This window comes from Halomonas sp. 1513 (genome assembly GCA_001971685.1).
In the GTDB taxonomy this organism is placed as follows: Bacteria; Pseudomonadota; Gammaproteobacteria; order Pseudomonadales; family Halomonadaceae; genus Franzmannia.
Genome location: CP019326.1, coordinates 2,968,188 through 2,991,252, shown reverse-complemented (window position 1 = coordinate 2,991,252; position 23,065 = coordinate 2,968,188). Strand labels below are relative to the sequence as shown.

Sequence of the window (23,065 nt, the reverse complement as noted above, 5' to 3'; positions counted from 1 at the left end):
TGCCATCGCATGCCGCTCACTCGTCACCATGGAGGTCATGATCATGACACTGCAAGACGAAAAACGCCGAAGCCTGCTGAGTCGGCTCAGTCGCCAGCTCGGCTATGCTGCGCCGGCGCTGGTGCTGGTCGCCAGCGGCGCGGCCTTTCAGGCCGTTGCCGACGACGCCACTCCCGGCGCAGGGGTTACGGGTAGCCAGCAGGAAGCGCCGCTGATGCTCGCCGAAGCTCACGCTGAAGCAGACCCCGAAGCGGAAGGCGAAGGCGAAGCAGAAGGAGAAGGTGAGGCCGAGGCAGAAGCCGAAGGCTAATCCTGCGACATGCCGGGCCGGACGCCGCCCTGGCGCCGGCGCGGCTAACCTCTACGCGACCACAGGATAACTCGCCATGTCCATCAACGAGCCGATAGGTTGCACCACCGAGCAGGCGCTTATCGACGAGAACCTGCTGGCCTTGGCACAGCTGAGGCAATTCGTTGCTGCGCTTGCGCCAGAGACGTATCAGCAACCGGCTGGCCACCAGGGCCGCCATACGCTTGGCAAGCACGTCCGGCATGTCATCGACCACGTCGAGGCGCTGCTGAATCTCGGCCCGGATGCGGGCGTTATCGACTACGAGCATCGCCGCCGTGACGCGCGTCTCGAACAGTGGCCGCAGCAGGCAGCGAATCGGCTGGATGATCTCGAAGCCCTGCTGGCTGCTTTTGCCCCCCAGCGAGAGGCGGCGTGCCTGCACTATCCCGTCGGGGATGACACGCTGATGCTCGGCACCAGCATCGAGCGAGAGCTTGCCTTTCTGACCAGCCACACCATTCACCATATGGCGATCATCGGCCTGCTGGCCGAGCAGCAAGGGGTGGCGATAGCCGAGGACTTTGGCGTCCATCCGTCGACGCTCAGGCACTGGCAGCGGGAAGCGACGGCGACCTAGGCGCGGGGACGCTTCAGGCGCAAGCCGTTGAGCGACTCCAGACCGCCGTATCAGTCGTCGCTGGCGTCGTCACGCGCGAGGTCGTGTTCGATTCGGCTTCCCACCTCGTGCAGCAGGGCAAACTGCCTGTCGCACTGGCGGCACGGATCGCACATCATCAAGTGAAATTTCAATGACATGCGCTCCTGCAAGGACAGGCTGCGATCCTGCTTGAGCGACATCAGGCGAGTGGCGCCCTGGCACATCATCATGTCGATTCCTCCTTCAACCAGCCGCTCTCGAGGCAGCTGCGCAGGCGCAGCCGTGCGCGGTGCAGCATGACCCAGCAGTTGTTCTCCTTGATACCGATTTCCTGGCAGATATCGGCGGTGGAAAGGCCCATCAGCTCGCGCATCGAAAAGACCCGCGCCACGTTGTCCGGCAGGGCGATCATGCAGGCATCGAACACCTGCCAGAAACGCTCATTCTCGAAGACAGCATCCGGTTCACCCCAGTTGGCGGGGCGGGCATGCTGATGCCAGCGCCCATTGGCCTGAAACTGGCGGTCGATCACGTCATCGTCGCCATCCTCCTCGAGCGGCTGCCAAATTCCCCGGCGCTTCTGGGCGCGCATCGCGTCGAGGATCTTGTACTTGAGGATGCCGAAGACCCAGGTCTCATAGCCGGAGCGCCCCGCAAAGCTGGCGTCCTTCTCGATGGCCGCCATCAGCGCCTCCTGCACGGTATCTTCCGCCATGGCGCCGTCGCGCAGGTGCAATCTTGCAAAAGACAGCAGCCGCGGACGGACGGCGGCCAGACGCTGCATGCGCGACGCAGGTGCCGATGGGTTGTTGCCCTGATCGGGAGAGGTCTCGGCCATGGCAATGGTACTCCAGTAGTCAACGCCCGACAGGCACTATGGCAACAGGTAGCCAGCATCATAGCGCAACCAGGCAGACGATTCAGAGGCCTAGGCACGCCTCGACGCTATCCCCAGGCTCACTTGCCGACCGACCAGTGCTTCTGCATTTCCAGGAACGTCAGCGACGCCGACCACGTGATAAGCATGAAACCTGTCAGTGCCTCGGTGCCCATCAGAAAGCGAATCGGCCCATCGGGCACCAGATCGCCATACCCCAGGGTGGTATAGGTAATCGCCGACAGGTACACCTTGTCCAAGAGGTCGACACTGTCAAACCCGGTCAGGCCTCCTGTCAGCGGATGCTGTAGCAGCAGGTAGGTCGCCAAGGCAAATATCCAGATCTCAGCGATATGTGCTGCCAGCAGCCCAAACAGCAGACTGAGGAAGCGTCGCCGCAGCGTGTTGGACGAGTGTTCCATGCTGCGACTGAGCAGTATTGACACTTCATAGTGCAGCAACACGCACACCACTACGGCGATCAAGGTGCCGCCAACCACCAGTAGATGGCCACTGTCGAGGATATCCTGGGTCATTACCTGTCGGGTTCTGGTAAAGGTGCCCTCAGGATAGCAGCGGCCCCCTGCGAAAGAAGTGGGCAGTGGTCGTGGGGGCATTTTTTTACGGATTTTTTAGCACAGCCTGTGGTGCCATGGCCGTCATCGAGCTCCGGTAAGACGATGCGAGAGGCGGAACGTGAGCATGGCGAAGCGTTGGCAGGCGATACAGGAGCAGTGGCGCAACTGGGCGCCGATCCTCAAGGTGTTGTCGGTACTGTGGCTGGTGTTGGCCGTCTTCATGACCGTGCCCTGGCTGGTGCTGGTCATCGAGGAGCAGCCCGATGCGCGAGCATTCGCCCAGTCCATGGGTATCGTGCTGGGCGCCTCGGCTGTTAGCTGGCTGGCGACGCTTCGCACCGAGTTTTATCTCAAGCCCGGGCAGATGTTCCTGGTCACGACACTGAGCTGGGTCAGCATCAGCACCCTGGCCAGTCTGCCGCTGGTGCTGGGGGCGCCGCAGCTCTCCTTCACCAATGCGGTGTTCGAGTCGGTCTCGGCGATCACCACCACGGGCTCGACCGTCCTGGAGGGCATCGAGTCGCTCTCCGACGGCCTGAAACTGTGGCGCGGCATGATGCAGTGGCTGGGGGGCATCGGTATCATCGTGATGGGGATCGCCATCTTGCCCTTCCTCAAGGTGGGCGGCATGCGCCTCTTCCATACCGAGTCCTCGGACTGGTCCGACAAGGTGATGCCGCGCACCGGCGGCATCGCCAAGGCGACCCTGTCTGTCTACGTGGGCTTCACCCTGCTCGCCATGCTGGCCTACTGGCTGGGTGGCATGCTGCCGCTGGACGCCGTGGTGCATGCCATGACCTCGGTGGCGACGGGGGGCTTTGCCAACTCCGATGCCTCCTTTGGCGCCTACGCCGACCAGCCCCACCTGCTGTGGATGGGCTCGCTGTTCATGCTGATGGGGGCAATGCCCTTCGTGCTCTACATTCGCTTCCTGCGCGGCTCGCGCCTGGCGCTGTGGCGGGATCAACAGGTCCAGGGCCTGCTGGCGCTGCTGGTGGTGGTGATCCTGTGTCTCGCCGCCTGGCGGATGTGGCTCGGCACCCCGCCCTTCGAGGCGCTGACCCATGTCACCTTCAATGTGATCTCCATCGTGACCACCACCGGCTATGCGTCGGACGACTACAGTACCTGGGGGGCGCTGGCCTTCGTCGCCTTCTTCTATCTGACCTTTGTCGGAGGCTGTAGCGGTTCCACCAGCGGTGGCATGAAGATCTTCCGCTTCCAGATCGCCAGCATCCTGCTGCGCAATCAGCTGCGCTATCTGATCCACGTCAATGGGGTCTTTACCACTCGCTACAACGGCCAGCCGATCACCGATGACATCACCCGGGGCGTGGTCGCCTTCTCATTCTTCTTCTTCCTGACCATCGCCGGGCTGGCGCTGGGTTTGGCGATGATGGGGCTCGACATGACGACAGCGCTATCGGGAGCGGCCACCGCCGTGGCCAACGTGGGTCCGGGCCTTGGCGATACCATCGGCCCTGCCGGTAACTTCGCGCCGTTGCCGGACGCCGCCAAGTGGCTGCTGTGCGTGGGCATGCTACTCGGGCGGCTGGAGATCCTGACGGTGCTGGTATTGATGACCCCGATGTTCTGGCGGCGCTAGCAGGAACACCGAGGCAATGCGGAGAGCGAATATGCAAGAGCGCGCAAGAGCGGTACCAGCGGCCCCGGAACGCCTGGCGCCTGTGCGTCTGCTGGTGGCGCTCAGCGGCGGGGCCGAGGATGCGGCGCTGGTGCGTATGGCCTACCGTATCGCGGTACGCGATCGGGTCAACTGGTGTGCCGTCTATGTCGATAGCGGACGCGAGGCGCCAGAGCGGCGGCAGATGCTGGAGAGAGACTTTGCTCAGGTACAGCGGATGGGGGGCGATACGCGGGTCGTGGTGGGCCCGGACCGTGCCCGGGAGCTGGCAGTGCTGGCCAGGGAACTGCAGGTGACTACTCTGCTGGTCGGGCATGGACGCCCCTCGGGCTGGCGATTCTGGCGGCGGCCGGTAGCCGAGCGGCTGGCCCGGCTTGGCGGGCCTTTCGACCTCGTGGTGGCGGCCGAGGCGCGCCAGCGGCCGCGTTTCCGCCCGCGTCGGCATCAACTGGTCTGGCGCTGGCGCGACCCGGCGATTGCCGCCGGTTCGACCCTGGCGGCCCTGGGCCTCGCTGCCGGGCTACAGTCCTGGCTGGAGTTGGGCAATCTCTCACTGCTGTTTCTCGGTGCGGTCCTGGTCAGCGCCACCCTGGCGGGGACACGGTCGGCCATGCTGGCAGCGGCATTGGGGTTCGTCGCTTTCAACTTCTTCCTCACCGAGCCGCGTCGCTCGCTGGTCATGGTCGAGCAGGACCAGGTGGTCACCGTGGTGGTCTACCTGCTGGTCGCGGTGGTGGTGGGACAGCTCGCGGGCAGTGCTCGCCAACGCCTGCTCGCTCTGCGTGCCAGCCGCGAACAGACCTATCAGCTGCTGGCGTTTTCTCGCGAGTTGGCCATGGCCACCCACCAGCAGCACGTCGAAGAGGTGGGGGTATCATCCTTGATGCGCTGGCTCGGCTGCGCGGTGGTCATGTTTGACGTCGTTGACGAGAGCGGCGAGCCGGCGGTGACCCGGCGGGCGCCGGAAGGGGCTGCGCTGGATCCCGGTGGCAGAACGGCGGTGGCATGGAGTCGGCTGCATCGGCGCCCCAGCGGCAAGGGCACCGAGCAGCCGATGGATAGCGACTGGCAGGTGATCCCGTTGCTGGAGCAGGAGCGTCTGGTGGGCCTGGTCGGCCTGGCCCTCGGCCAGCGTGCTCGCCTTCCCTCGCCGGATGAGGAAAGCCATATCGATGCCATGATGCGTTTGCTGGCGCTGGCCCTGGAGCGTACTCGGCTGGTCGCCGACCTTGAAGCGTCAAGGCTGTCCGAGGAGAACGAGCGGCTACGTTCGGCGCTGCTCTCCTCGGTGTCCCATGATCTGAGAACGCCGCTGGCCTCCATTATCGGCTCGGCCAGCACGCTGCGCGATCTTGGCGAGCAGCTCAGCGACGCGGATCGTATCGAGCTGCTGGATGGCGTTCTCAGCGAAAGCGAACGGCTGGATCGCTACGTTCAGAACCTGCTGGACATGACTCGCCTGGGGCAGGGCGGTCTCAAGCTGGAGCGTGACTGGATCTCGCTGGATGATCTGGTGGCCAGCGCGCTCAAACGCCTGCGGCCAATGCTGCAGGGGCTGGAGGTACAGCGTGATTGGCCTGCCGACCTGCCGCTGCTCTATGTGCACCCGGCGCTGATCGAGCAGGCGCTGGTCAACGTCATCGAGAATGCTGCGCGCTTCTCGCCTCCCGGCGGTGTGCTGCGCATCGAGGCGGGACTCTCTGCGGACGATCTCTGGCTCTCGGTGACCGACCAGGGGCCGGGCATCGAGCCACACCTGCGTGAGCGAGTCTTCGACATGTTCATCACCGGCGGTGAGGGGGATCGCGGTCGCCATGGCAGCGGCCTGGGCCTGGCCATCTGTCGCGGCATGCTCGGGGCGCATGGCGGTAGTGTCGTCGCCTTGCCGGGTCCCGACGGCCGAGGCACGCGGGTCGTGATGCACCTTCCACTTCCCCAAGCCGCGGAGGCCAGCGACGAACATGGCGACTGAGCCGCAACGTATTCTGATCATCGACGACGAGCCCCAGATTCGTCGCTTCCTGCGCATTAGTCTGATGTCCCAGGGTTTCGTCATTCATGAGGCGGCGAATGGCCATGACGGCCTGGCACTGGCACTCGACGAGGCGCCCGATCTGGTGCTGCTGGATCTGGGGTTGCCTGACATGGATGGCCAGGTGGTGCTCGATCGACTGCGGGCGCGCAGCCAGGTGCCGGTGATCGTGGTATCGGTACGCGGGCATGAGTCCGAGAAGGTCTGGGCGCTCGACCACGGCGCCAACGACTATGTGACCAAGCCGTTCGGGATCCAGGAGCTGCTGGCCCGGATTCGCGCCCTGCTACGCCATTACCAGGCCTCTTCACTACCGCGGGATAGGGAGTGTTACCACCGAGGCGACCTGATGATCGACCTGATGGTGCGGCGACTATGGCGTGATGGAGCTCCCCTGCACCTGACCCCCAAGGAGTACGCGGTGGTGGAGCGCCTGTGCCGACACGCCGGTCGCGTAGTGACCCAGACCCAGCTGCTGCGTGAGGTCTGGGGGCCCAGCCACGTTGAGGATACCCACTACCTGCGCATTGTGATCAGCAAGCTTCGCCACAAGCTCGGCGATGACCCGCGGGCGCCTGTGCTGCTGCAAACGGAAGCCGGTATCGGCTATCGCTTGCTGGTCGAGCCCGATGACGGCCGAAGCTCGATAGGCAAGACGGAGACTCCTTCATGAAGATCATCATTCTCGGTGCCGGACAGGTCGGCGGCACCCTGGCCGAGCATCTCGCCCACGAAGAGAACGACATTACCGTGGTCGATACCGACGGCGGGCGGCTGCGCGACCTGCATAACCGCCTGGATATCCGCACCGTGTCGGGCCCCGCCTCCTACCCCATGGTGCTGCGCCAGGCCGGCTGCGAAGACGCCGACATGCTGATCGCGGTGACCAACTCCGACGAAGTCAACATGATCGCCTGCCAGGTCGCCCACACCCTGTTCCGCACCCCCACCAAGATCGCCCGGGTGCGCGCCACCGCCTACCTCACCCGCAAGGGCCTGTTCGCCCACGAGGCGGTGCCCATCGACGTGCTGATCAGCCCCGAGCAGGTGGTCACCGACCATATCCGCCGCCTGATCGAATACCCCGGCGCCCTGCAGGTGCTCGAGTTCGCCGGCGGCCAGGCCCAGCTGGTGGCGGTCAAGGCCTTCTACGGCGGGCCGCTGGTCGGCCAGGAGCTGGGCTTCCTGCGCCGCCACATGCCCAACGTCGACACCCGGGTGGCGGCCATCTATCGCCGCAATCGGCCGATCATCCCGCGCGGCGACACCGTGATCGAGGCCGACGACGAGGTGTTCTTCATTGCGGCCCGCCGCGACATCCGCGCGGTGATGAGCGAGCTGCGCCGCCTCGACCGCGACTTCCGCCGGGTGGTGATCGCCGGCGGCGGGCATATCGGCGAGCGCCTGGCCGAGAACCTCGAGCACAGCCACCAGGTCAAGATCATCGAGCACGACCTGGAGCGCTGTACGACCCTTTCCGAACGCCTCGACCGCACCGTGGTGCTGCACGGCAGCGCCACCAGCAAGCGCCTGCTGCTGGAGGAGAACATCGAGGACTGCGACATCTTCTGCGCGCTGACCAACGACGACGAGGTCAATATCATGTCGTCGATGCTGGCCAAGCGGCTGGGCGCCAAGAAGGTGCTGACGCTGATCAACAACGCCGCCTACGTCGACCTGGTGCAGGGCGGCGAGATCGACATCGCCATCTCGCCGCAGCAGGCCACCATCGGCAGCCTGCTGACCCACGTGCGGCGCGGCGACATCGTCAACGTCCATTCGCTGCGCCGCGGCGCCGCCGAAGCCATCGAGGCGATCGCCCACGGCGACTCGCGCTCGTCCAAGGTGGTGGGGCGCACCATCGACGAGATCGACCTGCCCAGCGGCACCACCATCGGCGCTATCGTGCGCGGCAAGGAGGTGGTGATCGCCCACGACGACGTGGTGGTGGAGTCCGGCGACCACGTCATCCTGTTCGTGGTCGACAAGCGCCGTATCCGCGACGTGGAGCGGCTGTTCCAGGTCGGACTGACGTTTTTCTGAAGCGGCGCAGCAACGATCAGCCGTTTTTTTGCCACTCCTTAACCTGGGTTAGCTTAATGGCACGCTAAGCATGCGAGGGTGGTGGCCACTGAGCAAGGAGTCGCTCGGTCAGGGAAGACGCACCAGGAGGGTGCATTAGCACAGGGATGCATGGGCAGGACGCCCATGGAGGCAGCAAGGAGCGCGACGCTGAGAAGGGCCCGGCCGCATGCGGTTGGGCCCTACTTTTGTGGGTGTGCGCTTTTGCATGGTGGTACGCCTGGGCTAAGCTGTCGAGACCCTGCGCCTTGCGACAAGGCGTCATTCACTGCTTCGGAGGTTGTCTCTCATGCTGTTACGCGCCCTGGCGTCTGCTGCGCTGCTCGCTGTTCCCCTCGCCGCGTTGGCGGAATCCCCCAATCTCACTCCCGGCGAGTGGGAATTCACCAGCACCACTACGGTGGAGGGTGATTTCCCGATCCCCGATGAAACCGATACCCACCGTGAGTGCCTCACCCAGGATGCCATCGATGAGGCCAACGACGCCTTCGTGCAAGAGGAAGAGGGCTGCGAGTTCCTCGAGCAGGAGGCCAGCAGTGAGCGCATGAGCTACCGCATGTCGTGCCAGGGTGAAGGCGGCGAAGCCATGGTCGAGGGCGAGATGCGCTACTTCGAGGAGCGCATGGAAGGCGACATGCGGGTCGAGACCACCACGCCGATGGGCGACATGGTCATGAACACCAGCATGGAAGGCGAGCGGCTCGGCGACTGCTGAGCGCCGCACCAGCCGCTGCTTGGCGGTTTCTCTCAGACTGCCGTGGCGCCCGCCACGGCAGGTTCGGGTGCCTCGGGCCGGTGGCGTGCCCACTCCAGCGCGGTGGCGTGCTGCCGAGTAGGGAAGACACGCATCTCCAGCGAGCGAAACAGCCGATCCTCGAGGCGCACCAGCCTCCTTACCCAGCGCTTGTCGCTGACCACCGCGGCGCGGTAATAGTGCGATAGCTCACTCAACTGGGTCAGCCCGTAGCCGATATCGCGCAGCAGCGCGGTGGCGGTCATCCAGCGCATCTGGTCGAGTTCGACGTAGAAGCTGATGCGCGGCTGCTGGCGCTTGGTCTCTTCGATGGCGTCGATGATGACCTGCAGATCGTTGCCATCGACGCGGCCGCTGACGCGCATCGCGACCAGATGGGCGGCGCCTGACGGAAGTAGTTCGATCATCCCATGCCCTCCTGTTGGACCCGCCGCAGGATGCCGGGGCGGGGCTCAACAGCAGCATAGCAGCCGGTCGCTTAGTGCGTGTCGGCGGCGACGGTATGGTGGTCGTCCATCTCGCGCTGCAGGCGGCGCTGTACGTCACCCGGCGAGCCGGTGTTGCGCGCCAGCAAATCGTAGGCCACTGGTACCACGAACAGCGTAAAGAGTGTCGCCGCCGCCACCCCGCACATGATCACGGTGCCGATCACCAGGCGCGTTTCGGCGCCGGCACCGCTGCCGATGATCAGCGGAACGGAACCCGCCATGGTGGTCACCGCGGTCATCAGGATCGGACGCAGACGCGTCACGGCGGCGTCGACCAGCGCCTCCTGGAAGGCCACGCCCTGGTCGCGCAGCTGGTTGACGAACTCGACGATCAGGATGCCGTTCTTGGCCGCCAGCCCGATCAGCATGACCAGCCCCACCTGGCTGTAGATGTTCAGCGACTGACCGGTGAGGAACAGCCCGAGCAGTGCGCCGCTCATCGCCAGCGGCACGGTGAGCATGATCACGAAGGGATGCACGAAGCTCTCGAACTGTGCGGCCAGCACCAGGAATACCACCAGCGCCCCCAGCAGCAGCAGGAAGGTGGTCGCGCCGCTGGCCTCCTGGAAGTCCCGCGACGGGCCATCGACGTCGGTCTGGGCCTCGGCCGGCAGGATTTCGTCGGCGGTCTGCTGCAGGTAGTTGATAGCTTCGCCGAGCGGATAGCCGCCCGCGAGGTTGGCCTCGAGGGTGATCGAGCGTACCCGGTTGAAGCGGCTCAGGGTGCTGGGGCCGGCGAAGTCGGTCAGCGTGACCAGGCTGGCCAGCGGGATCAACTCGCCGGAGCGCTGCGAGCGGACCTGGATGTTGTCGAGGGAGCGCGCACTGCGCTGGGCGCTGCGATCGCCCTCGAGGATTACGTCGTACTCCTCGCCGTCGTCGACGTAGCGGGTCACGTTGCGCCCGCCAAGCAGCGTCTCCAGGGTGCGGCCGATCTCGGTCACGGTAACCCCCAGCGAAGCGGCGCGCTCGTAGTTGATGTCCACGCGCAGCTGTGGCTGGGTCTCCTGATAGTTACTGTCCAGCGCGGTGAGCCGCGGATTGTGCTCGCGGATATGCTCGAACATCATGTCGCGCCACTCGGCGAGCTCCTCATAGGTGCCACCGCCGAGCACGAACTGCACCGGCTTCTGGATGCGCTGGCCGAAGCCCTGGCGCATGACGGGCGAGGCCGTCACCCCGGGCAGGTCGCGCAGCTTGGCGCGCACCTCGTCCATGATCTCCCAGGCGCTGCGGCGGCTGCCCCAGTCGGCCATGTTGACGATCACGAAGCCGTTGTTGAAGTTCTCGATATTGCCGAAACCGCGCGGCGCGCGGATCACTACTCGCTCCAACTCACCCGACTCGACCATCGGCTCCAGGCGGCTCTCGATCTCGTCCATGTAGTCCATGATGTAGTCGAAGGTCGCGCCCTCGGGGCCGTTGACCAGGATGATGAAGTTGCCGCGGTCTTCCTGGGGGGTGTACTCGTTGGGCAGAATGCTGGCCAGCCAGCCAGTACCCGCCACCAGGGCGATGAACAGCGCCAGGACCAGCAGGCGCAGCTTGAGTACCGCGAGCAGCATGCGCCGATAGAGCCGCTGGCTGAACTCGAGCAGCGTCTGCACGGCGTGGGCCAGTCGGCCCTCGTGCATGTTGGGGCTGAGAATCTTCGAGGCCATCATCGGCGTCAGGGTCAGCGCCAGCAGGCTGGAGATGGCCACCGCGGCGGCCAGGGTCAGGGCGAACTCCGAGAACAGCCGGCCGATGTCGCCCTGCAGCATGCTCAGCGGTACGAACACGGCGATCAGCACCAGGGTGGTGGCGATGACGGCAAACGCGATCTGACGGGTGCCGCGGAAGGCGGCCACCAGCGGCGTTTCGCCATAGGCCTGCATGCGGCGGTTGATGTTCTCGAGTACCACGATGGCGTCGTCGACGATCAGGCCGATGGCGAGTACCAGCGCCAGCAGGGTCAGCAGGTTGATCGAGAAGCCCAGCGCGGCCAGCGCGATGAAAGCGCCGATCAGCGCGATGGGCACGGTCACCGCCGGCACCAGGGTCGTGCGCAGGTTGCCCAGGAACATGAAGATCACCACCACCACCAGGCCCATGGCGATGAACAGCGTCAACACCACCTGCCGGATGGCGCCGGAGACGAACACCGAGGAGTCGAAGTTCATGCTCAGTTCCATGCCCTCGGGCAGGGTGTCCTGCAGGCGCTCCATCTCGGCGGTGACGCCCTGCGAGACCTCCAGTACGTTGGCGGTGGACTGTTTGATCATGCCCAGCCCGACCATCGGCACGCCGTTGGCGCGGAACACCGAGCGGTCCTCCACCGAACCGATCTCGATGCGCGCCACGTCGCCCAGGCGCACGATATAGTCGTCGCTGCGCGACAGCGCCAGGGCGCGGAAGTTGTCCGGCGTGGCGAAGCTGCGCGGCAGCCGTACCACGAACTGGCGTTCGTCAGACTCGATGGAACCCGCCGGCAGCTCGACGTTCTCGGCGCGCAGCGCATTCTCGACGTCGCCGGCGGTGAGGTCGCGCGCCGCCAGGGCGTTGCGGTCGAGCCATACGCGCATGGCGTAGTCGCGTCCGCCGCCGACCCTCACCCGGGCCACGCCGGGCTGCACCGAGAAACGATCGACCAGATAGCGGTTGGCGTAGTCGGTCAGTTCGGGAATGCTGAAGTCCTCGCCGGAGAGGCTCAGCCACAGGATCACGTCCTCGCTGCTGTCGGCCTTCTGCACCTCGGGCGGGTCGGCCTCGTCGGGCAGGTTGCGCAGGGCGCCGGAGATACGGTCGCGGATGTCGTTGGCGGCGGCATCGATATCCATCTCCAGGCCGAACTCGATATTGATCCGCGAGCGGCCGTCCTCGCTGGAGGAGGTGATCAGCTGGATGCCCTCGACCCCGGCGATGCGATCCTCCAGCACCTGGGTGATACGCGTCTCGACCACGCTGGCCGAGGCGCCGGGGTAGCGGGTGTCGATGCTGACCACCGGCGGGTCGATGGCGGGGTACTCCTGCAGCGGCAGGCGCTCGAGGGCCAGAAAGCCGAAGGCCACGATCAGCAGGGCGAGGACCGTGGCCAGTACCGGGCGTTGAACCGAGACATCCGAGAGGCGCATCAGGCATCATCCCCGCGATGTTGCTCGAGGATCTCGCGGATCGAGTGCTCGTCGTCGGCGATGCCCAGTAGCCTGACGCGATCGCCGTCGCGGACGCGCTGCACGCCGTGGCCGACCACCAGATCGCCGGGCTCGAGCCCTTCGAGTACTTCCACCTGGCCGGCGCGGCGCTCGCCGATCACGATCTCATGGCGGCTGATGCGGTTGTCGTCGCTCTCGTCGATGAGCATCACGTACTGCCGCTCGCCGCTGGGGACCAGCACGCTCTCGGCGACCACCACGGCATCCCGCGGGCTGCGCTGCAGCACGACTTCCATCAGCATGCCGGGGCGCAGTATCAGGTCGGGATTGTCGAATTCGGCGCGCACCTGGACACTGCGGGTGACCGGGTCGACTCGGGCGCCGATGCTGGCGACCTCGCCCTCGAAGCGCTCGTCGGGAAAGGCCACGCTATGGGCGCGCAGGGTCAGCCCGGGCCGCAGGATCGCCAGGTAGACCTCGGGCACGCTGAAGTCGAGCTTGACCACGTCGAGTTTGTCGAGAGTCACCAACTCCATGCCCGGCGTGACCAGCGCGCCGGTACTGAGATTGCGAAAGCCCACCACGCCGTCGAAGGGCGCGCGGATGCGGTGGCTGGACAGGCGCGCCTCGATGGCCTCGATATCGGCCTCGACCTGGCGCAGGCGCGCCTGGCTGTCCTCGACGTCGGCCCGCGAGCCGAGGTTGCGCGACTCCAGCTGTGATGCCCGCGAAACGGCGTTGCGGCGCTCGTCGCGCAGCGCCTGGGCGGCGCGCAGCTGGGCCTGCTCTTCGCTATCGTCGAGCTGCACCAGCAACTGACCAGCTTCTACCTGCTCGCCGTCGATAAAATTCAGCGCGCTGACGATTTCGGTGACGGTGGCCGAGAGCGTCACGCTCTCGTCGGCGCGCAGGGTGCCGAGCGCTTCGAGCGGGTCGGACCAACGCTGCTGATCGGCACGGGCGCCAATCACCGCGGTGCGCTCGTCGGAAAGGGCGATAGCGCTGGAAAGGGACAGGGAGAGCGTCAGGGCAAGCGTCAGCCAGGCGCGAGGCGCCATCGATATCCGGGTCATGGTGTCTCTACGTTGTCGATGAGTCGGCAGGCGCACCTCCTGTGCTCCCCCTGTCATTAGGCTACTTATCACTCTGGCCGTAAATGTGATAAGAATGAGGTTTTGCCATGCTATACAGAAGCTGTACAAGAAGAAAGGTTCCATAAACGAAAAACCGCCTCCCGAGGGAGGCGGCAGGTGCAACTGTAAAGGCGTGGGTTACTCCTCTACGCCGCCCATCTCCTCGATCAACGCGGCAAAGGCCTCGGCCTGCCCATAGAGGGTGTCGCTGAGGGTCGCTTCATCCATGTGATCCACCGGCAGCAGCAGGCGCTCCTCGGTGACTTCGATAAAGCGCTCGTCTTCGGTGGCGTTGGCTAAGGCCTCTTCGAGACGCTCGGCGCGCTCATCGGGGACATCGGCAGGCATTATCGCCATCAGGATGTCGCCGGGGGTGATGTCGTAGCCGGCCTCGACCAGCGTCGGCGCATCGGGGAAGGCAACCAGCCGGTCGGCGGCCAGGCTCAGCATCACCGGCATTTCGCCGCTGTCGGCGTAGCCGGAGTGGGTGCCGCCGCTGTAGCCGAAGTCGACGTCGCCGGAGAGGATCAGCGGGGCCATGCCCGAGCCACCTTCGGTGGGCACGACGCGCAGATCGAGGTCCTCCTGCTCGGCGATATAGTCGATGATCAGCCGGTCCTGGGCGGTCTGGGTGGCGTAGCTGACCCCGGGGTTCTCGCGTGCATACTCGAGCAGGTCCTCCCAGCTGTCGCCGAAGGGGCGGTCTTCGCCGGTGACGATGGCGGCCTGGGCCAGCGATACGCTGGCGACGTAGCGGAAGTCGTCCATGGCGTAGTCGGTGGGGGTCGCCAGCGGGCCAAAGGTAATCGGCGAGGAGGGCCCATAGATGAAGGTGTAGCCCTCGTCGCTGTTGTTGGCCAGGCGCGTCAGTGCCACGCCGCCACCGGCGCCGGGCTGGTTGACCACGTTGACCGGCTGGCCGAGCTCATCTTCCAGCACGTTGGCCAGCACCCGGCCCTGAATATCGGTACTGCCGCCGGAGCCGAAGGGAATCACCATGGTCAGCGGTTCGCTGGGAAAGTCGTCGGCCATGGCCAGTCCGGCAAGGCCGAACGTCATGCCTGAGGCGAGCGTGCCGGCAACCAGCCACCGTCGATGCATGCGCGTCATGAGATATCCTCTTGATCGTTGCGTGTGTGTGCGGTGCACCTTCAACCTATCACAGCGCCTTGGGTCGCGCTCAACGTGGCGGGGCGACGCCAGTTGACGGGCTTGCTAGAATGCCGCGCCTGAGCCAACGCGCCTCACCAAGAGGCCATGCACGGGAGCCCGCCTGCCCATGACCTACGACGTTGTTGTGATCGGTGCCGGTGCCGCCGGCCTGATGTGTGCCCTCACCGCCGGCTACGCCGGGCGGCGGGTGCTGGTGATCGATCATGCCAACAAGGCCGGCAAGAAGATCCTGATGTCCGGGGGCGGGCGCTGTAACTTCACCAACATGGCGACCTCGCCGGCGAACTTTTTCTCCGGCAATCCGCATTTCTGTATCTCGGCGCTCAAGCGCTATCGGCCCGAGCACTTCGTCGAGCTGGTCGAGCGCCACGCCATCGAGTACGTCGAGAAGGCCCCCGGCCAGCTGTTTTGCGCCGACTCGGCCAAGCAGATCGTCGCCATGCTGCTCACCGAGTGCGAGTGGGCCGGCACCGAGGTGGCGCTCAAGACCTCGGTCACCGGGATCGAGCGCCGCGGTGAGAGTATGCGCTTGCTTACCTCGCAAGGGCCTATTGATGCCGGGGCGGTCGTGGTGGCCTGTGGAGGCCTGTCGATTCCGACCATGGGCGCCAGCGGCTTCGGCTACGATATCGCCCGCCAGTTCGGCCTGACGGTCACCGAGACGCGCCCGGCGCTGGTGCCCTTTACCCTCACCTCGCAGTGGAAGGCGCGCGCCAGCGAGCTTGCCGGGGTGGCCTGCGAGGTGAGCGTTCACTGTCGCCGCGACGGCCAGCGCCACGGGCACTATCGTGAGCCACTGCTGTTTACCCATCGCGGACTGTCGGGGCCGGCCATGCTGCAGATCTCGAGCTACTGGCAGCCCGGCGACGAGCTGCAGATCGACCTGCTATCGAATCTCGACGTGGCGCAGGCGCTGGCCGCGGCGCGGCGCGAGACGCCGCGTCGACAGTTGATGACCTGGCTGAGTGAGCACTTACCCCGGCGCCTGGCCACGGCGATGGGCGAGTGGTACGGCGAGTCGCCGACCCTGGCCGAGCTCTCCAACGCCCAACTGGAGACATGGCAGCAGCGCCTGTCGGCGTGGCGACTCAAACCGGCCGGCACCGAGGGCTGGCGCACCGCCGAGGTGACCATGGGCGGCGTCGATACCCAGGCGATCTCCTCCAAGACCTTCGCCGTGAACGACATGCCGCAGCTGCGCTTCATTGGCGAGGTGCTCGACGTCACCGGCGAGTTGGGCGGCTATAACTTCCAGTGGGCGTGGGCGTCGGGGGTGGCCTGCGGGCAGTCGCTCTGAGCGCAGCGCGACTACTGGAAGCCTGCAATTAGCGGATTAGCGGCGGACCAGGCGGAAGAGGTGCTGAGCACGACGCAGCAGCAGTATGCCGGCAATGCCGCGCTGGGCGAAGCGCACCAGGGCATGGGGGTGGCGTGCGCTGGCCAGCAGGGTCAGGCCGCCCAGGGTGTAGGTGGGCAGCTTGAAGCGCTGAAAGGTACTGTCGATCTGCTGCGTCGCCCCGAGCCAGCGGCTCGATTCGACCATCAGGTCGACGCGCTGCTGTTCGATCTGCGTCTCCAGTGCGGCCTTGCGCTGGCGGCGCAGCTGGCGAGCAGAGGGGGGCTTAGTCGTCACGAGAACTCTCCATCAGCGCACGGTCGGTGGCGAGATGCTTGAGGGTACTCTTGAGCAGCGTGGGCCGCTTGGCCAACCGTACGACCCAGGCGGCGAGCCCCAGGCCGCCGCCGAGCAGCACCACGGCACTGGCGGCAATTGCCTGCAGACGGTGTGTCTCCCAGAACAGCACCACCACGAACAGCGTCATCACGGTCAGTCCCAGCATCACCATCAGCAGGCTGATGCCCGCCAACAGCAGCAGGGTGACCAGCCGTGCGCGCTCCTCCTCGAGCTCAACCACGGCGAGGCGCAGGCGCGTCTCGCCGTTACTCAGCAGGCTGGCGATCAGCCGTTTGGTAGCGCCGAACAGCCGCTCGGCCGGTCCCTGGCCGTGTTGCATCAGCGCCGCCCGAGCAGCAGGCCGATTACCATCCCCGCCGCAGCGGCGATGCCTACGCTAGACCAGGGATTGTCGTGGACGTATTTGTCACACACATCGACCTGATCTCGCACCGTATCGCGAGCTTCGCCGTAGAGGCGCTCGCCGCGGGCTTCCAGGCGGTCACGGGTATCGTGCAGGCGTTTCTCGGCGCGTTCGCGGAGTTCCTTGATGTTGCTGCGCGAGTCGTCGGCAGTCGCGTTGACCAGTTCCTCGATGGTCTGGGTGAGGTGATGGAGGTCAGCCTTGAGCTGCTCGGTACTGGCATCGGTATTCGGTTTGCGGCTTGCCATTGGAGTCTTCCTTTGACGGTGAATGACGCCCTCAGCATAGCAGGTAGCCATGCGACTTCAATCAGCCGTGGAGGCAGTTGCCACTGAGCGAGGAACGCCGGGGACAAGCCGAAGAAGAGGTTCAACGCCATGGATGGCGTTGGTAGCGCCCAGGGATGGTTTACAGCGCCTCTTCGTAGGCTTGTCGACGGAACAGTTCCGAGCGGTGCTACTTATCTGCTATAGACGTAGGGTCGGCTGCGCTACAACTCCGGGCGCCCGGCAAACAGCGGGTTGAGGCTGAAGCCGAGGCTGAGGCGATGGTTGGAGTTGTCGTAGTCGATCATGCTCTCGCCGTAACCGACGTAGTACTGGACGTGGCCGCGAATGTTGCCGAACAGCGGCCAGGAGTAGTCAATCTGAGAGCCCATGTTGCCGGCGCTGGGGTTGCCACGCACCAGCATGCTGCCCTCATGGTCGTTAGCGAAGCGATGCGCTACCTCGATGTCGCCGTAGCCCATGAAGCGGTCGATATCGGGGTTGTCGTCGTTACCGTCCGACTCGGGGATCCGCCAGTGGGGTTTCACCGTGACGGCCCAGTCACCGCGCTGGAAGGTGCTCTCCAGATAGAGCCGATTCCAACTGCGCGACAGGTCGGTGGAACGGCCGTTGGAGAGGTGGTTGAAGGCCAGGCGATTACGGGTGTTGGTCCAGCCGAACAGCTGCGAGTCGTTGTCGAAGCTCAAGAAGGCCTCGGGCTCGTAGTTGGTTTCGCGAAACGGGGACGAGGCATTCGAATTGTAGGCCTGCCACCAGCTGCGCTGGGTGTAGGCGAAATAGAGATCGGCGCGGTCACCGAACAGCCCCTCCATCAGGTTGACCTTGGCGCTGAACTGGAACTTGACCTCGACATCGTCGACGCCGTTGTCTGCACTGATGAAACGGAAGTTCTCGGGATTCTGCCGCGTGTTATAGCTTACCGGCAGCAGGTAGTTGCGCCGATGGGCGGTAATGGCCAGCGGATTGCGGTCCGATTCACGCTCCAGCTCGCGTCGCTCCTGAGCCTGCAGCAGGGTGTCCACGGCGGTCTGGTCGATGTCTGGCTGATAGGCATCGGGCCCATCATCCGGCACTGTCTCGAGCTCCGTCTGCAGACTTTGCAGCTCTTGTTGCAGGGCGTCGATGCGGTTTTCGATCTCGGCACGCCGGGTGTCGGCGTGGGCCCCTGCCGTGGTCACCAGGCTAAGGATGATCAGCGTGGCGCCGACGCTGGCAGTGGTTCGAAGCGGGGTCATGAACGAGTGCTCAAAAAAGGGGGGTACGAGCCACCGTTCTACCATGCCCGGGGGCCAAGTCAACTGCCGAAGCATGGGATTGCAAAGAGATTGCCTTGGCGCGGCCTGGGACCCAGAATCTGCCCTTGGGCCGCTATCGGTTCCGCCCGGAGAATGCCGTGATCTGTCGTTGCACCGTTGCCATTCGTTATGCCCCACCCGTATGGCTGGGGGCACTGCTGCTTTTGCTGTTGTGCTGGCCGCTGGTGGCGCACGCCGAGCTACCCGACGTGGCGCAACTCGAGGCCCAGCTGGCCGAACTCGAACCCGAAGAGGGGGAGAGTCTCAGTCAGGCTCAGCAGCGCCGGCGCGATGGCCTCGCCGATGCCATCGATGCACTGCAGCGCCTCGCGGAAGTCGAGGAGCGCCTGGCCGCGCTCGATCGCCGGCTGCAGGATGCTCCCGCCGAGCTGATGCGCCTCGAGCGTGAGCGGGTCGACGAAGAGCAGGCGGTGATCGAACTCTCTGCCGCAGACCTGGACGATCGACCATTGGCCGAACTCGAGGAGCGTCAGCGGGCAGCGCTTGGCGAACTGCAGCGCCTGCAGGATCGCCTGGCCGAGGTCAATACTCAGCTGCTGGCTGCTCAGACCCTGCCGGAGCGCGCTCAGCAGGCCATCTCTGATGCCATGCAGCGCACCGAGCAGGCGCGCAGGGCGCTGGATGAACTGGCCGGGCGCGATATCCCCGACGATGACCCGCGTGCGCTGGCGCTGCGCGCCGAGCGCCAGCTGGCCGAGCGCGAGCTGCACCTTCATCAGCGCGAGCTGGGCTCGAATACCCGCTTGCGCGAACTCGCCCAGCAGCGGCACGAGCTGTTGACGGCCCAGGTCGAGCATCAACAGGGCCTGCTGATGCTGCTGCAGAGCGTGATCGATCGTCAGCGGCGGCTGGCCGCCGAGCAGGCCATTGCCGATGCGGCGCGAGACGACCCGCTGATTGCCGCCGGGCACCCGGTGCTGGAGCGCGCTCAGCAGGTCAATCGCGATCTTAGCCTGGAGCTGCTGCGTGCCAACGACCGTCGCAACGACCTGCTGCGTGAGGCGATCACGGTGCGCAGTCAGCTCGACCAGGTCACCCAGCTGCAGCGCAGCCTCAATGAGCAGATCAATGCGGTACGTGGCAGCCTGCTGCTGTCGCGGATCCTGCGCGAGCAGCGCCAGTCGCTGCCGCAGGTCCCGGTGCGCCGCGATCTGCAGGATGAGATCGCCGACCTGCGCCTGCGCCAGTTCGACCTCGGGCGCCAGCGTGACCTGCTGCGCCAGGGCGAGCGGCTGGCCAACCAGCGCCTGGAAGAGGCCGGTGTGGAGGTGACCGAGGGCCTGGTCGACTCCCTGCAGCGCCTCTACCAGTCGCGACGTGAGCTGGTCGACCAGCTCGAGCAGACCTACGGTGAGCTGCTGAGTACCGGCATCGAGCTGCAGCTCAACCAGCAGCAGCTGCTGGAGAATGCCCAGTCGCTGCGTGCCACCATCGACGAGCAGCTATTCTGGGTGGCCAACAGCCGGCCGCTGGGCTGGCAGTGGCTGCGCCAGTTGCCCTCCAACCTGGTGCTCGAATGGCACGAGGGCGAGTGGCGCCAAGGCTTGCCCCAGCGCTGGCGGCTGCCGAGTCTCGAGGCGCTGCTGGGGCTACCCCTGCTGGCAATCGCCGCGGGGTTGCTGGCGGCGCGGCGCCGCCTGCGCGCACGCCTGGCACTGCTCAACGAGCAGATCGGCCGGCTGCGCAGCGACAGCCAGGGGCACACCCCACAGGCGGTGGCGCTCAACGCCTTGCTGGCGCTGCCGGTGTCGCTGGTTCTGGCAGGGCTGGGCACCGGCTTGGTGGCCGGCGGAGAGGGCATCGCCGTCGCCCTGGGCTATGCCCTGTGGCACCTGGCCCTGGCCTGGGCGACCATCGCCTGGGCGCGACGCCTGCTGGTCACTGACGGCGTGGCGATGCGTCACTTCTACTGGCCGGCCGGCTACGCGGGGCGTTTGCGTCGGCTGCTGCAGTGGCTGGGTGTGGCGCTGGTACCGGTGCTGCTGATCACGCCGCTGGTACGCGACACCGAGGTGACCCTGGCCTCGCGCCCGCTGGCACTGGCACTGCTGGTGGGCGGCCTGGTGGCCATGAGCGTGCTGATGGCGCGCCTGATCCTGGCGCATATCCCCTTCTTTGGCGTCAAGCTGTTCCGGCTGCTGGTGGGGCTTGCCCTGTCGCTGGTACCCCTGTTGCTGGTGGGCTTGATCGTTGCCGGCTACGAGTACACCGCGCTGAGCCTGGTGGGGCGCTTCGTGATCACGCTCTATCTGCTGGGGCTGTGGATACTGGTCGAGGCGGCGGTGGTGCGTGGCCTGGCCGTGGCGGCCCGCCGGCTGGCCTATCGACGGGCGCTGATGCGGCGGCGTGCCCAGGTGCAGGAGGGCGCCGAAGGCGGGCTGGAGGTGGTCGAGGAGCCGCCGCTCGACATGCAGCAAGTCAATCAGCAGTCGCTGAGGCTATCCAAGCTGATCCTGCTGATCGGCTTCGCGGCACTGTTCTATGTGGTCTGGGCCGATCTGCTGTCGGTACTCGGCTACCTCGATCAGGTGGCGATCTGGGAGGCGACCGATGCTGACAGTCCCGAGCTGGTGGCCGGCACCGTGTCGGTGTCCGACATCGTCGCTGCGCTGGTGATCGTGGCACTGACGCTGATGCTGGCCGGCAACCTGCCGGGGCTGCTGGAGGTGATGGTGCTGTCGCGGTTGACCCTCAAGCAGGGCAGTGCCTACGCCATCACCTCGCTGCTCTCCTACACCATCGTCGGCACCGGCCTGGTGATGTCACTGGCCACCCTGGGGGTGGCCTGGAGCCAGCTGCAGTGGCTGGTGGCGGCGCTGGGCGTGGGCCTGGGCTTCGGGCTGCAGGAGATATTCGCCAACTTCATCTCGGGGTTGATCATCCTCTTCGAACGGCCGGTGCGTATCGGCGACACCATCACCATCGGCAACCTCACCGGCACGGTGAGCAAGATCCGGATCCGTGCCACCACGGTGACCGACTTCGACCGCAAGGAAATCATCATCCCCAACAAGACCTTCGTCACCGACCAGCTGATCAACTGGTCGCTGTCCGACAGCGTCACGCGGGTGGTGCTCAACTACGGGGTTGCCTACGGCTCCGACCATCGCCTGGTGCACCGCCTGCTGCGCCAGGCCGCCGACGAGAACCCGCGGGTGATGAGCGACCCCGAGCCGCAGGTGTTCTTCATGGACTACGGCGACAGCACCCTCAACTTCGAGCTGCGCATCTTCGTCAATGCGCTGGGCGATCGACTCTATGCCACCGACGAGATCAACTGCCGGGTCGGCGAGCTGTTCGATGAGCACGGCATCGATATCGCCTTCAATCAGCTCGATGTCTGGCTGCATCGCAGCGGCGGCGGGGCGCAGAAGGTCCAGAGCGCGACCGCCGGGCAGGTCACCAACCCCGACTTCCCGCCGCCGGGTGCCAAGGGCGATCCCGGGGACATCGAAGGCGACGGCCGCTAGGCGCGGCTCGGCTGGCGGCGGCGAGAAGCGGGTCAGGTCTTCCAGGGCAGCGCCGGGGCGGTCAGCCGCGGGCCGTCGAATTCAGGAATGCTGCCGAAGCGAGGGTGCCCGGCCTCCCAGTCGCGCTGGGCCTCGACGATCTCGGCCTTGCTGTGGCCGACGAAGTTCCACCAGATCAGGATCTCCTCGCCCAGCGGCTCGCCGCCCACCAGCAGGACCCGGCCGCCGGCGGGCAGCGTCAGCGTCACCTCGGTGCGGCCGCGGCCCAGATAGGCCAGTTCATGGGTAGCAAAGGCGTCGCCATCGATCTCCAGGCCACCCTCCAAGGCGACCAGTCCGTATTCGAACTCCTCGCGCAGTGCCAGGCGCAACGGGCCGCCCACGGGGCTGGCCAGGTCCAGGGCCATCAAGGGCGAGAAGGTCAGGGTCGGGGCCCGATGGCCGGCAAGCTCGCCCACCAGCAGGGTCAGCTCCACGCCCTGTTCCTGCCAGCGCGGCAGGGCCGGGTAGTGATCGAAGCGTGGCTCGATGGCGCGATCCGCCTCGGGCAGGGCGATCCATAGCTGGGCGGCGTGCAGGGTCGCCTCGCCGGCGCGTGACTCTTCGGTATGGCTGATACCGCGGCCGGCGGTCATCAGGTTGACCTGGCCGGGGCGGATCACCTGGGCGGTGCCCAGGCTGTCGCGGTGGAGGATCTCGCCCTCGAGCATCCAGGTGAAGGTCTGCAGGCCGATATGCGGATGGGGGCCGACCTTTAGGCCAGTGTCGTCTGCCGCGAAGTCGGCTGGGCCGATATGATCGAGGAAGCACCAGGCGCCGATCAAGCGACGCTGGCGGCGGGGCAGGGCGCGGTTGACCGGGATGCCGCCTACCTCGGCGCTATGCGGGGGGACATGCTGCACCTGGTGCTTGCCGTCGACGACCGGGCAGTCGAGGGAGCTGGCGAGCTCGCGCTGGTTGACGAGGTTGCTCATGGTCCGGGATTCCTGTGGGCAATAAGGAGAGAGGCTCGGCCTTCTAGCATAGGCCCTTACAGCTGTTGGCAGG

Annotated in this window: 21 protein-coding genes; 9 read left to right on the top strand and 12 right to left on the bottom strand. The window is 65.9% G+C overall.

From position 1 onward, the window contains the following. Nucleotides 1-43: 43 nt before the first annotated feature. Entirely contained in the window at nucleotides 44-310 is a 267-nt protein-coding gene (locus BWR19_13615) for a hypothetical protein (GenBank protein ID APX95032.1), read from the top strand. A gap of 76 nt (nucleotides 311-386) precedes the next feature. Next, complete coding sequence (locus BWR19_13610; GenBank protein ID APX93889.1) at nucleotides 387-929, top strand: hypothetical protein; 543 nt, start codon at nucleotides 387-389, stop codon at nucleotides 927-929. 50 nt (nucleotides 930-979) lie between these two features. Here BWR19_13610 and BWR19_13605 read toward each other — a convergent pair whose 3' ends face one another. From BWR19_13605 to BWR19_13595, 3 genes are all read right to left on the bottom strand, one after another. Next, the gene (locus BWR19_13605; protein ID APX93888.1) at nucleotides 980-1,180 is read right to left on the bottom strand and encodes a hypothetical protein; all 201 of its coding nucleotides are present in this window, start codon (nucleotides 1,178-1,180) and stop codon (nucleotides 980-982) included. Next, nucleotides 1,177-1,734 (bottom strand): RNA polymerase subunit sigma, encoded by a 558-nt coding sequence (locus BWR19_13600; GenBank protein APX95031.1) that lies wholly within the window; start codon nucleotides 1,732-1,734, stop codon nucleotides 1,177-1,179. Before BWR19_13600 ends, BWR19_13605 begins: the two co-directional genes overlap by 4 nt. 173 nt (nucleotides 1,735-1,907) lie before the next feature. Then, the gene (locus tag BWR19_13595) at nucleotides 1,908-2,363 is read right to left on the bottom strand and encodes an Ion transport 2 (protein APX93887.1); all 456 of its coding nucleotides are present in this window, start codon (nucleotides 2,361-2,363) and stop codon (nucleotides 1,908-1,910) included. 166 nt (nucleotides 2,364-2,529) lie between these two features. On the opposite strand from BWR19_13595, the gene BWR19_13590 reads away from it, so the two are divergent. The 5 genes from BWR19_13590 to BWR19_13570 all read left to right on the top strand — a co-directional run bounded on the left by BWR19_13590 (nucleotide 2,530) and on the right by BWR19_13570 (nucleotide 8,879). Beyond that, nucleotides 2,530-4,011, top strand: a complete 1,482-nt coding sequence (locus BWR19_13590) for a potassium transporter TrkH (protein ID APX93886.1) — start codon at nucleotides 2,530-2,532, stop codon at nucleotides 4,009-4,011. An 82-nt stretch (nucleotides 4,012-4,093) separates the two neighbouring features. Then, entirely contained in the window at nucleotides 4,094-6,022 is a 1,929-nt protein-coding gene (locus BWR19_13585; GenBank protein APX93885.1) for a hypothetical protein, read from the top strand. Then, nucleotides 6,012-6,755: a DNA-binding response regulator gene (locus BWR19_13580; protein ID APX93884.1), complete on the top strand. Its 744-nt coding sequence runs from the start codon at nucleotides 6,012-6,014 to the stop codon at nucleotides 6,753-6,755. Before BWR19_13585 ends, BWR19_13580 begins: the two co-directional genes overlap by 11 nt. Then, nucleotides 6,752-8,125, top strand: a complete 1,374-nt coding sequence (locus tag BWR19_13575; GenBank protein APX93883.1) for a Trk system potassium transport protein TrkA — start codon at nucleotides 6,752-6,754, stop codon at nucleotides 8,123-8,125. The genes BWR19_13580 and BWR19_13575 overlap by 4 nt, the downstream gene beginning before the upstream one ends. Nucleotides 8,126-8,453: 328 nt before the next feature. Next, nucleotides 8,454-8,879 (top strand): hypothetical protein, encoded by a 426-nt coding sequence (locus BWR19_13570; GenBank protein APX93882.1) that lies wholly within the window; start codon nucleotides 8,454-8,456, stop codon nucleotides 8,877-8,879. A 32-nt stretch (nucleotides 8,880-8,911) separates the two neighbouring features. Here BWR19_13570 and BWR19_13565 read toward each other — a convergent pair whose 3' ends face one another. The 4 genes from BWR19_13565 to BWR19_13550 all read right to left on the bottom strand — a co-directional run bounded on the left by BWR19_13565 (nucleotide 8,912) and on the right by BWR19_13550 (nucleotide 14,774). After that, complete coding sequence (locus BWR19_13565; protein APX93881.1) at nucleotides 8,912-9,325, bottom strand: STAS/SEC14 domain-containing protein; 414 nt, start codon at nucleotides 9,323-9,325, stop codon at nucleotides 8,912-8,914. Between the two features lie 71 nt (nucleotides 9,326-9,396). Then, the gene (locus BWR19_13560) at nucleotides 9,397-12,519 is read right to left on the bottom strand and encodes a multidrug transporter AcrB (GenBank protein ID APX93880.1); all 3,123 of its coding nucleotides are present in this window, start codon (nucleotides 12,517-12,519) and stop codon (nucleotides 9,397-9,399) included. Then, nucleotides 12,519-13,649 carry an efflux transporter periplasmic adaptor subunit gene (locus BWR19_13555; protein APX93879.1) on the bottom strand — a complete coding sequence of 377 codons (1,131 nt, stop codon included), beginning with the start codon at nucleotides 13,647-13,649 and terminating at the stop codon, nucleotides 12,519-12,521. Before BWR19_13555 ends, BWR19_13560 begins: the two co-directional genes overlap by 1 nt. A 162-nt stretch (nucleotides 13,650-13,811) precedes the next feature. Then, nucleotides 13,812-14,774, bottom strand: coding sequence for a recombinase RecA (locus tag BWR19_13550; GenBank protein APX95030.1), 963 nt, complete (start codon nucleotides 14,772-14,774; stop codon nucleotides 13,812-13,814). Nucleotides 14,775-14,952: 178 nt separating this feature from the next. Here BWR19_13550 and BWR19_13545 point away from each other — a divergent pair, with 178 nt between their 5' ends. Beyond that, nucleotides 14,953-16,143: a hypothetical protein gene (locus BWR19_13545; GenBank protein APX93878.1), complete on the top strand. Its 1,191-nt coding sequence runs from the start codon at nucleotides 14,953-14,955 to the stop codon at nucleotides 16,141-16,143. 36 nt (nucleotides 16,144-16,179) lie between these two features. Here BWR19_13545 and BWR19_13540 read toward each other — a convergent pair whose 3' ends face one another. The 4 genes from BWR19_13540 to BWR19_13525 form a co-directional block, all read right to left on the bottom strand. Next, nucleotides 16,180-16,479 carry a hypothetical protein gene (locus BWR19_13540; GenBank protein ID APX93877.1) on the bottom strand — a complete coding sequence of 100 codons (300 nt, stop codon included), beginning with the start codon at nucleotides 16,477-16,479 and terminating at the stop codon, nucleotides 16,180-16,182. Beyond that, nucleotides 16,469-16,861 carry a hypothetical protein gene (locus BWR19_13535; protein ID APX93876.1) on the bottom strand — a complete coding sequence of 131 codons (393 nt, stop codon included), beginning with the start codon at nucleotides 16,859-16,861 and terminating at the stop codon, nucleotides 16,469-16,471. The genes BWR19_13540 and BWR19_13535 overlap by 11 nt, the downstream gene beginning before the upstream one ends. Continuing rightward, entirely contained in the window at nucleotides 16,861-17,193 is a 333-nt protein-coding gene (locus tag BWR19_13530; GenBank protein APX93875.1) for a hypothetical protein, read from the bottom strand. Before BWR19_13530 ends, BWR19_13535 begins: the two co-directional genes overlap by 1 nt. A gap of 242 nt (nucleotides 17,194-17,435) precedes the next feature. Then, the gene (locus tag BWR19_13525; GenBank protein ID APX93874.1) at nucleotides 17,436-18,467 is read right to left on the bottom strand and encodes a phospholipase; all 1,032 of its coding nucleotides are present in this window, start codon (nucleotides 18,465-18,467) and stop codon (nucleotides 17,436-17,438) included. A gap of 161 nt (nucleotides 18,468-18,628) precedes the next feature. On the opposite strand from BWR19_13525, the gene BWR19_13520 reads away from it, so the two are divergent. Then, nucleotides 18,629-22,018: a mechanosensitive ion channel protein MscS gene (locus tag BWR19_13520; GenBank protein APX95029.1), complete on the top strand. Its 3,390-nt coding sequence runs from the start codon at nucleotides 18,629-18,631 to the stop codon at nucleotides 22,016-22,018. A 32-nt stretch (nucleotides 22,019-22,050) separates the two neighbouring features. Here BWR19_13520 and BWR19_13515 read toward each other — a convergent pair whose 3' ends face one another. After that, entirely contained in the window at nucleotides 22,051-22,992 is a 942-nt protein-coding gene (locus BWR19_13515) for a quercetin 2,3-dioxygenase (protein APX93873.1), read from the bottom strand. Nucleotides 22,993-23,065 lie beyond the last annotated feature (73 nt).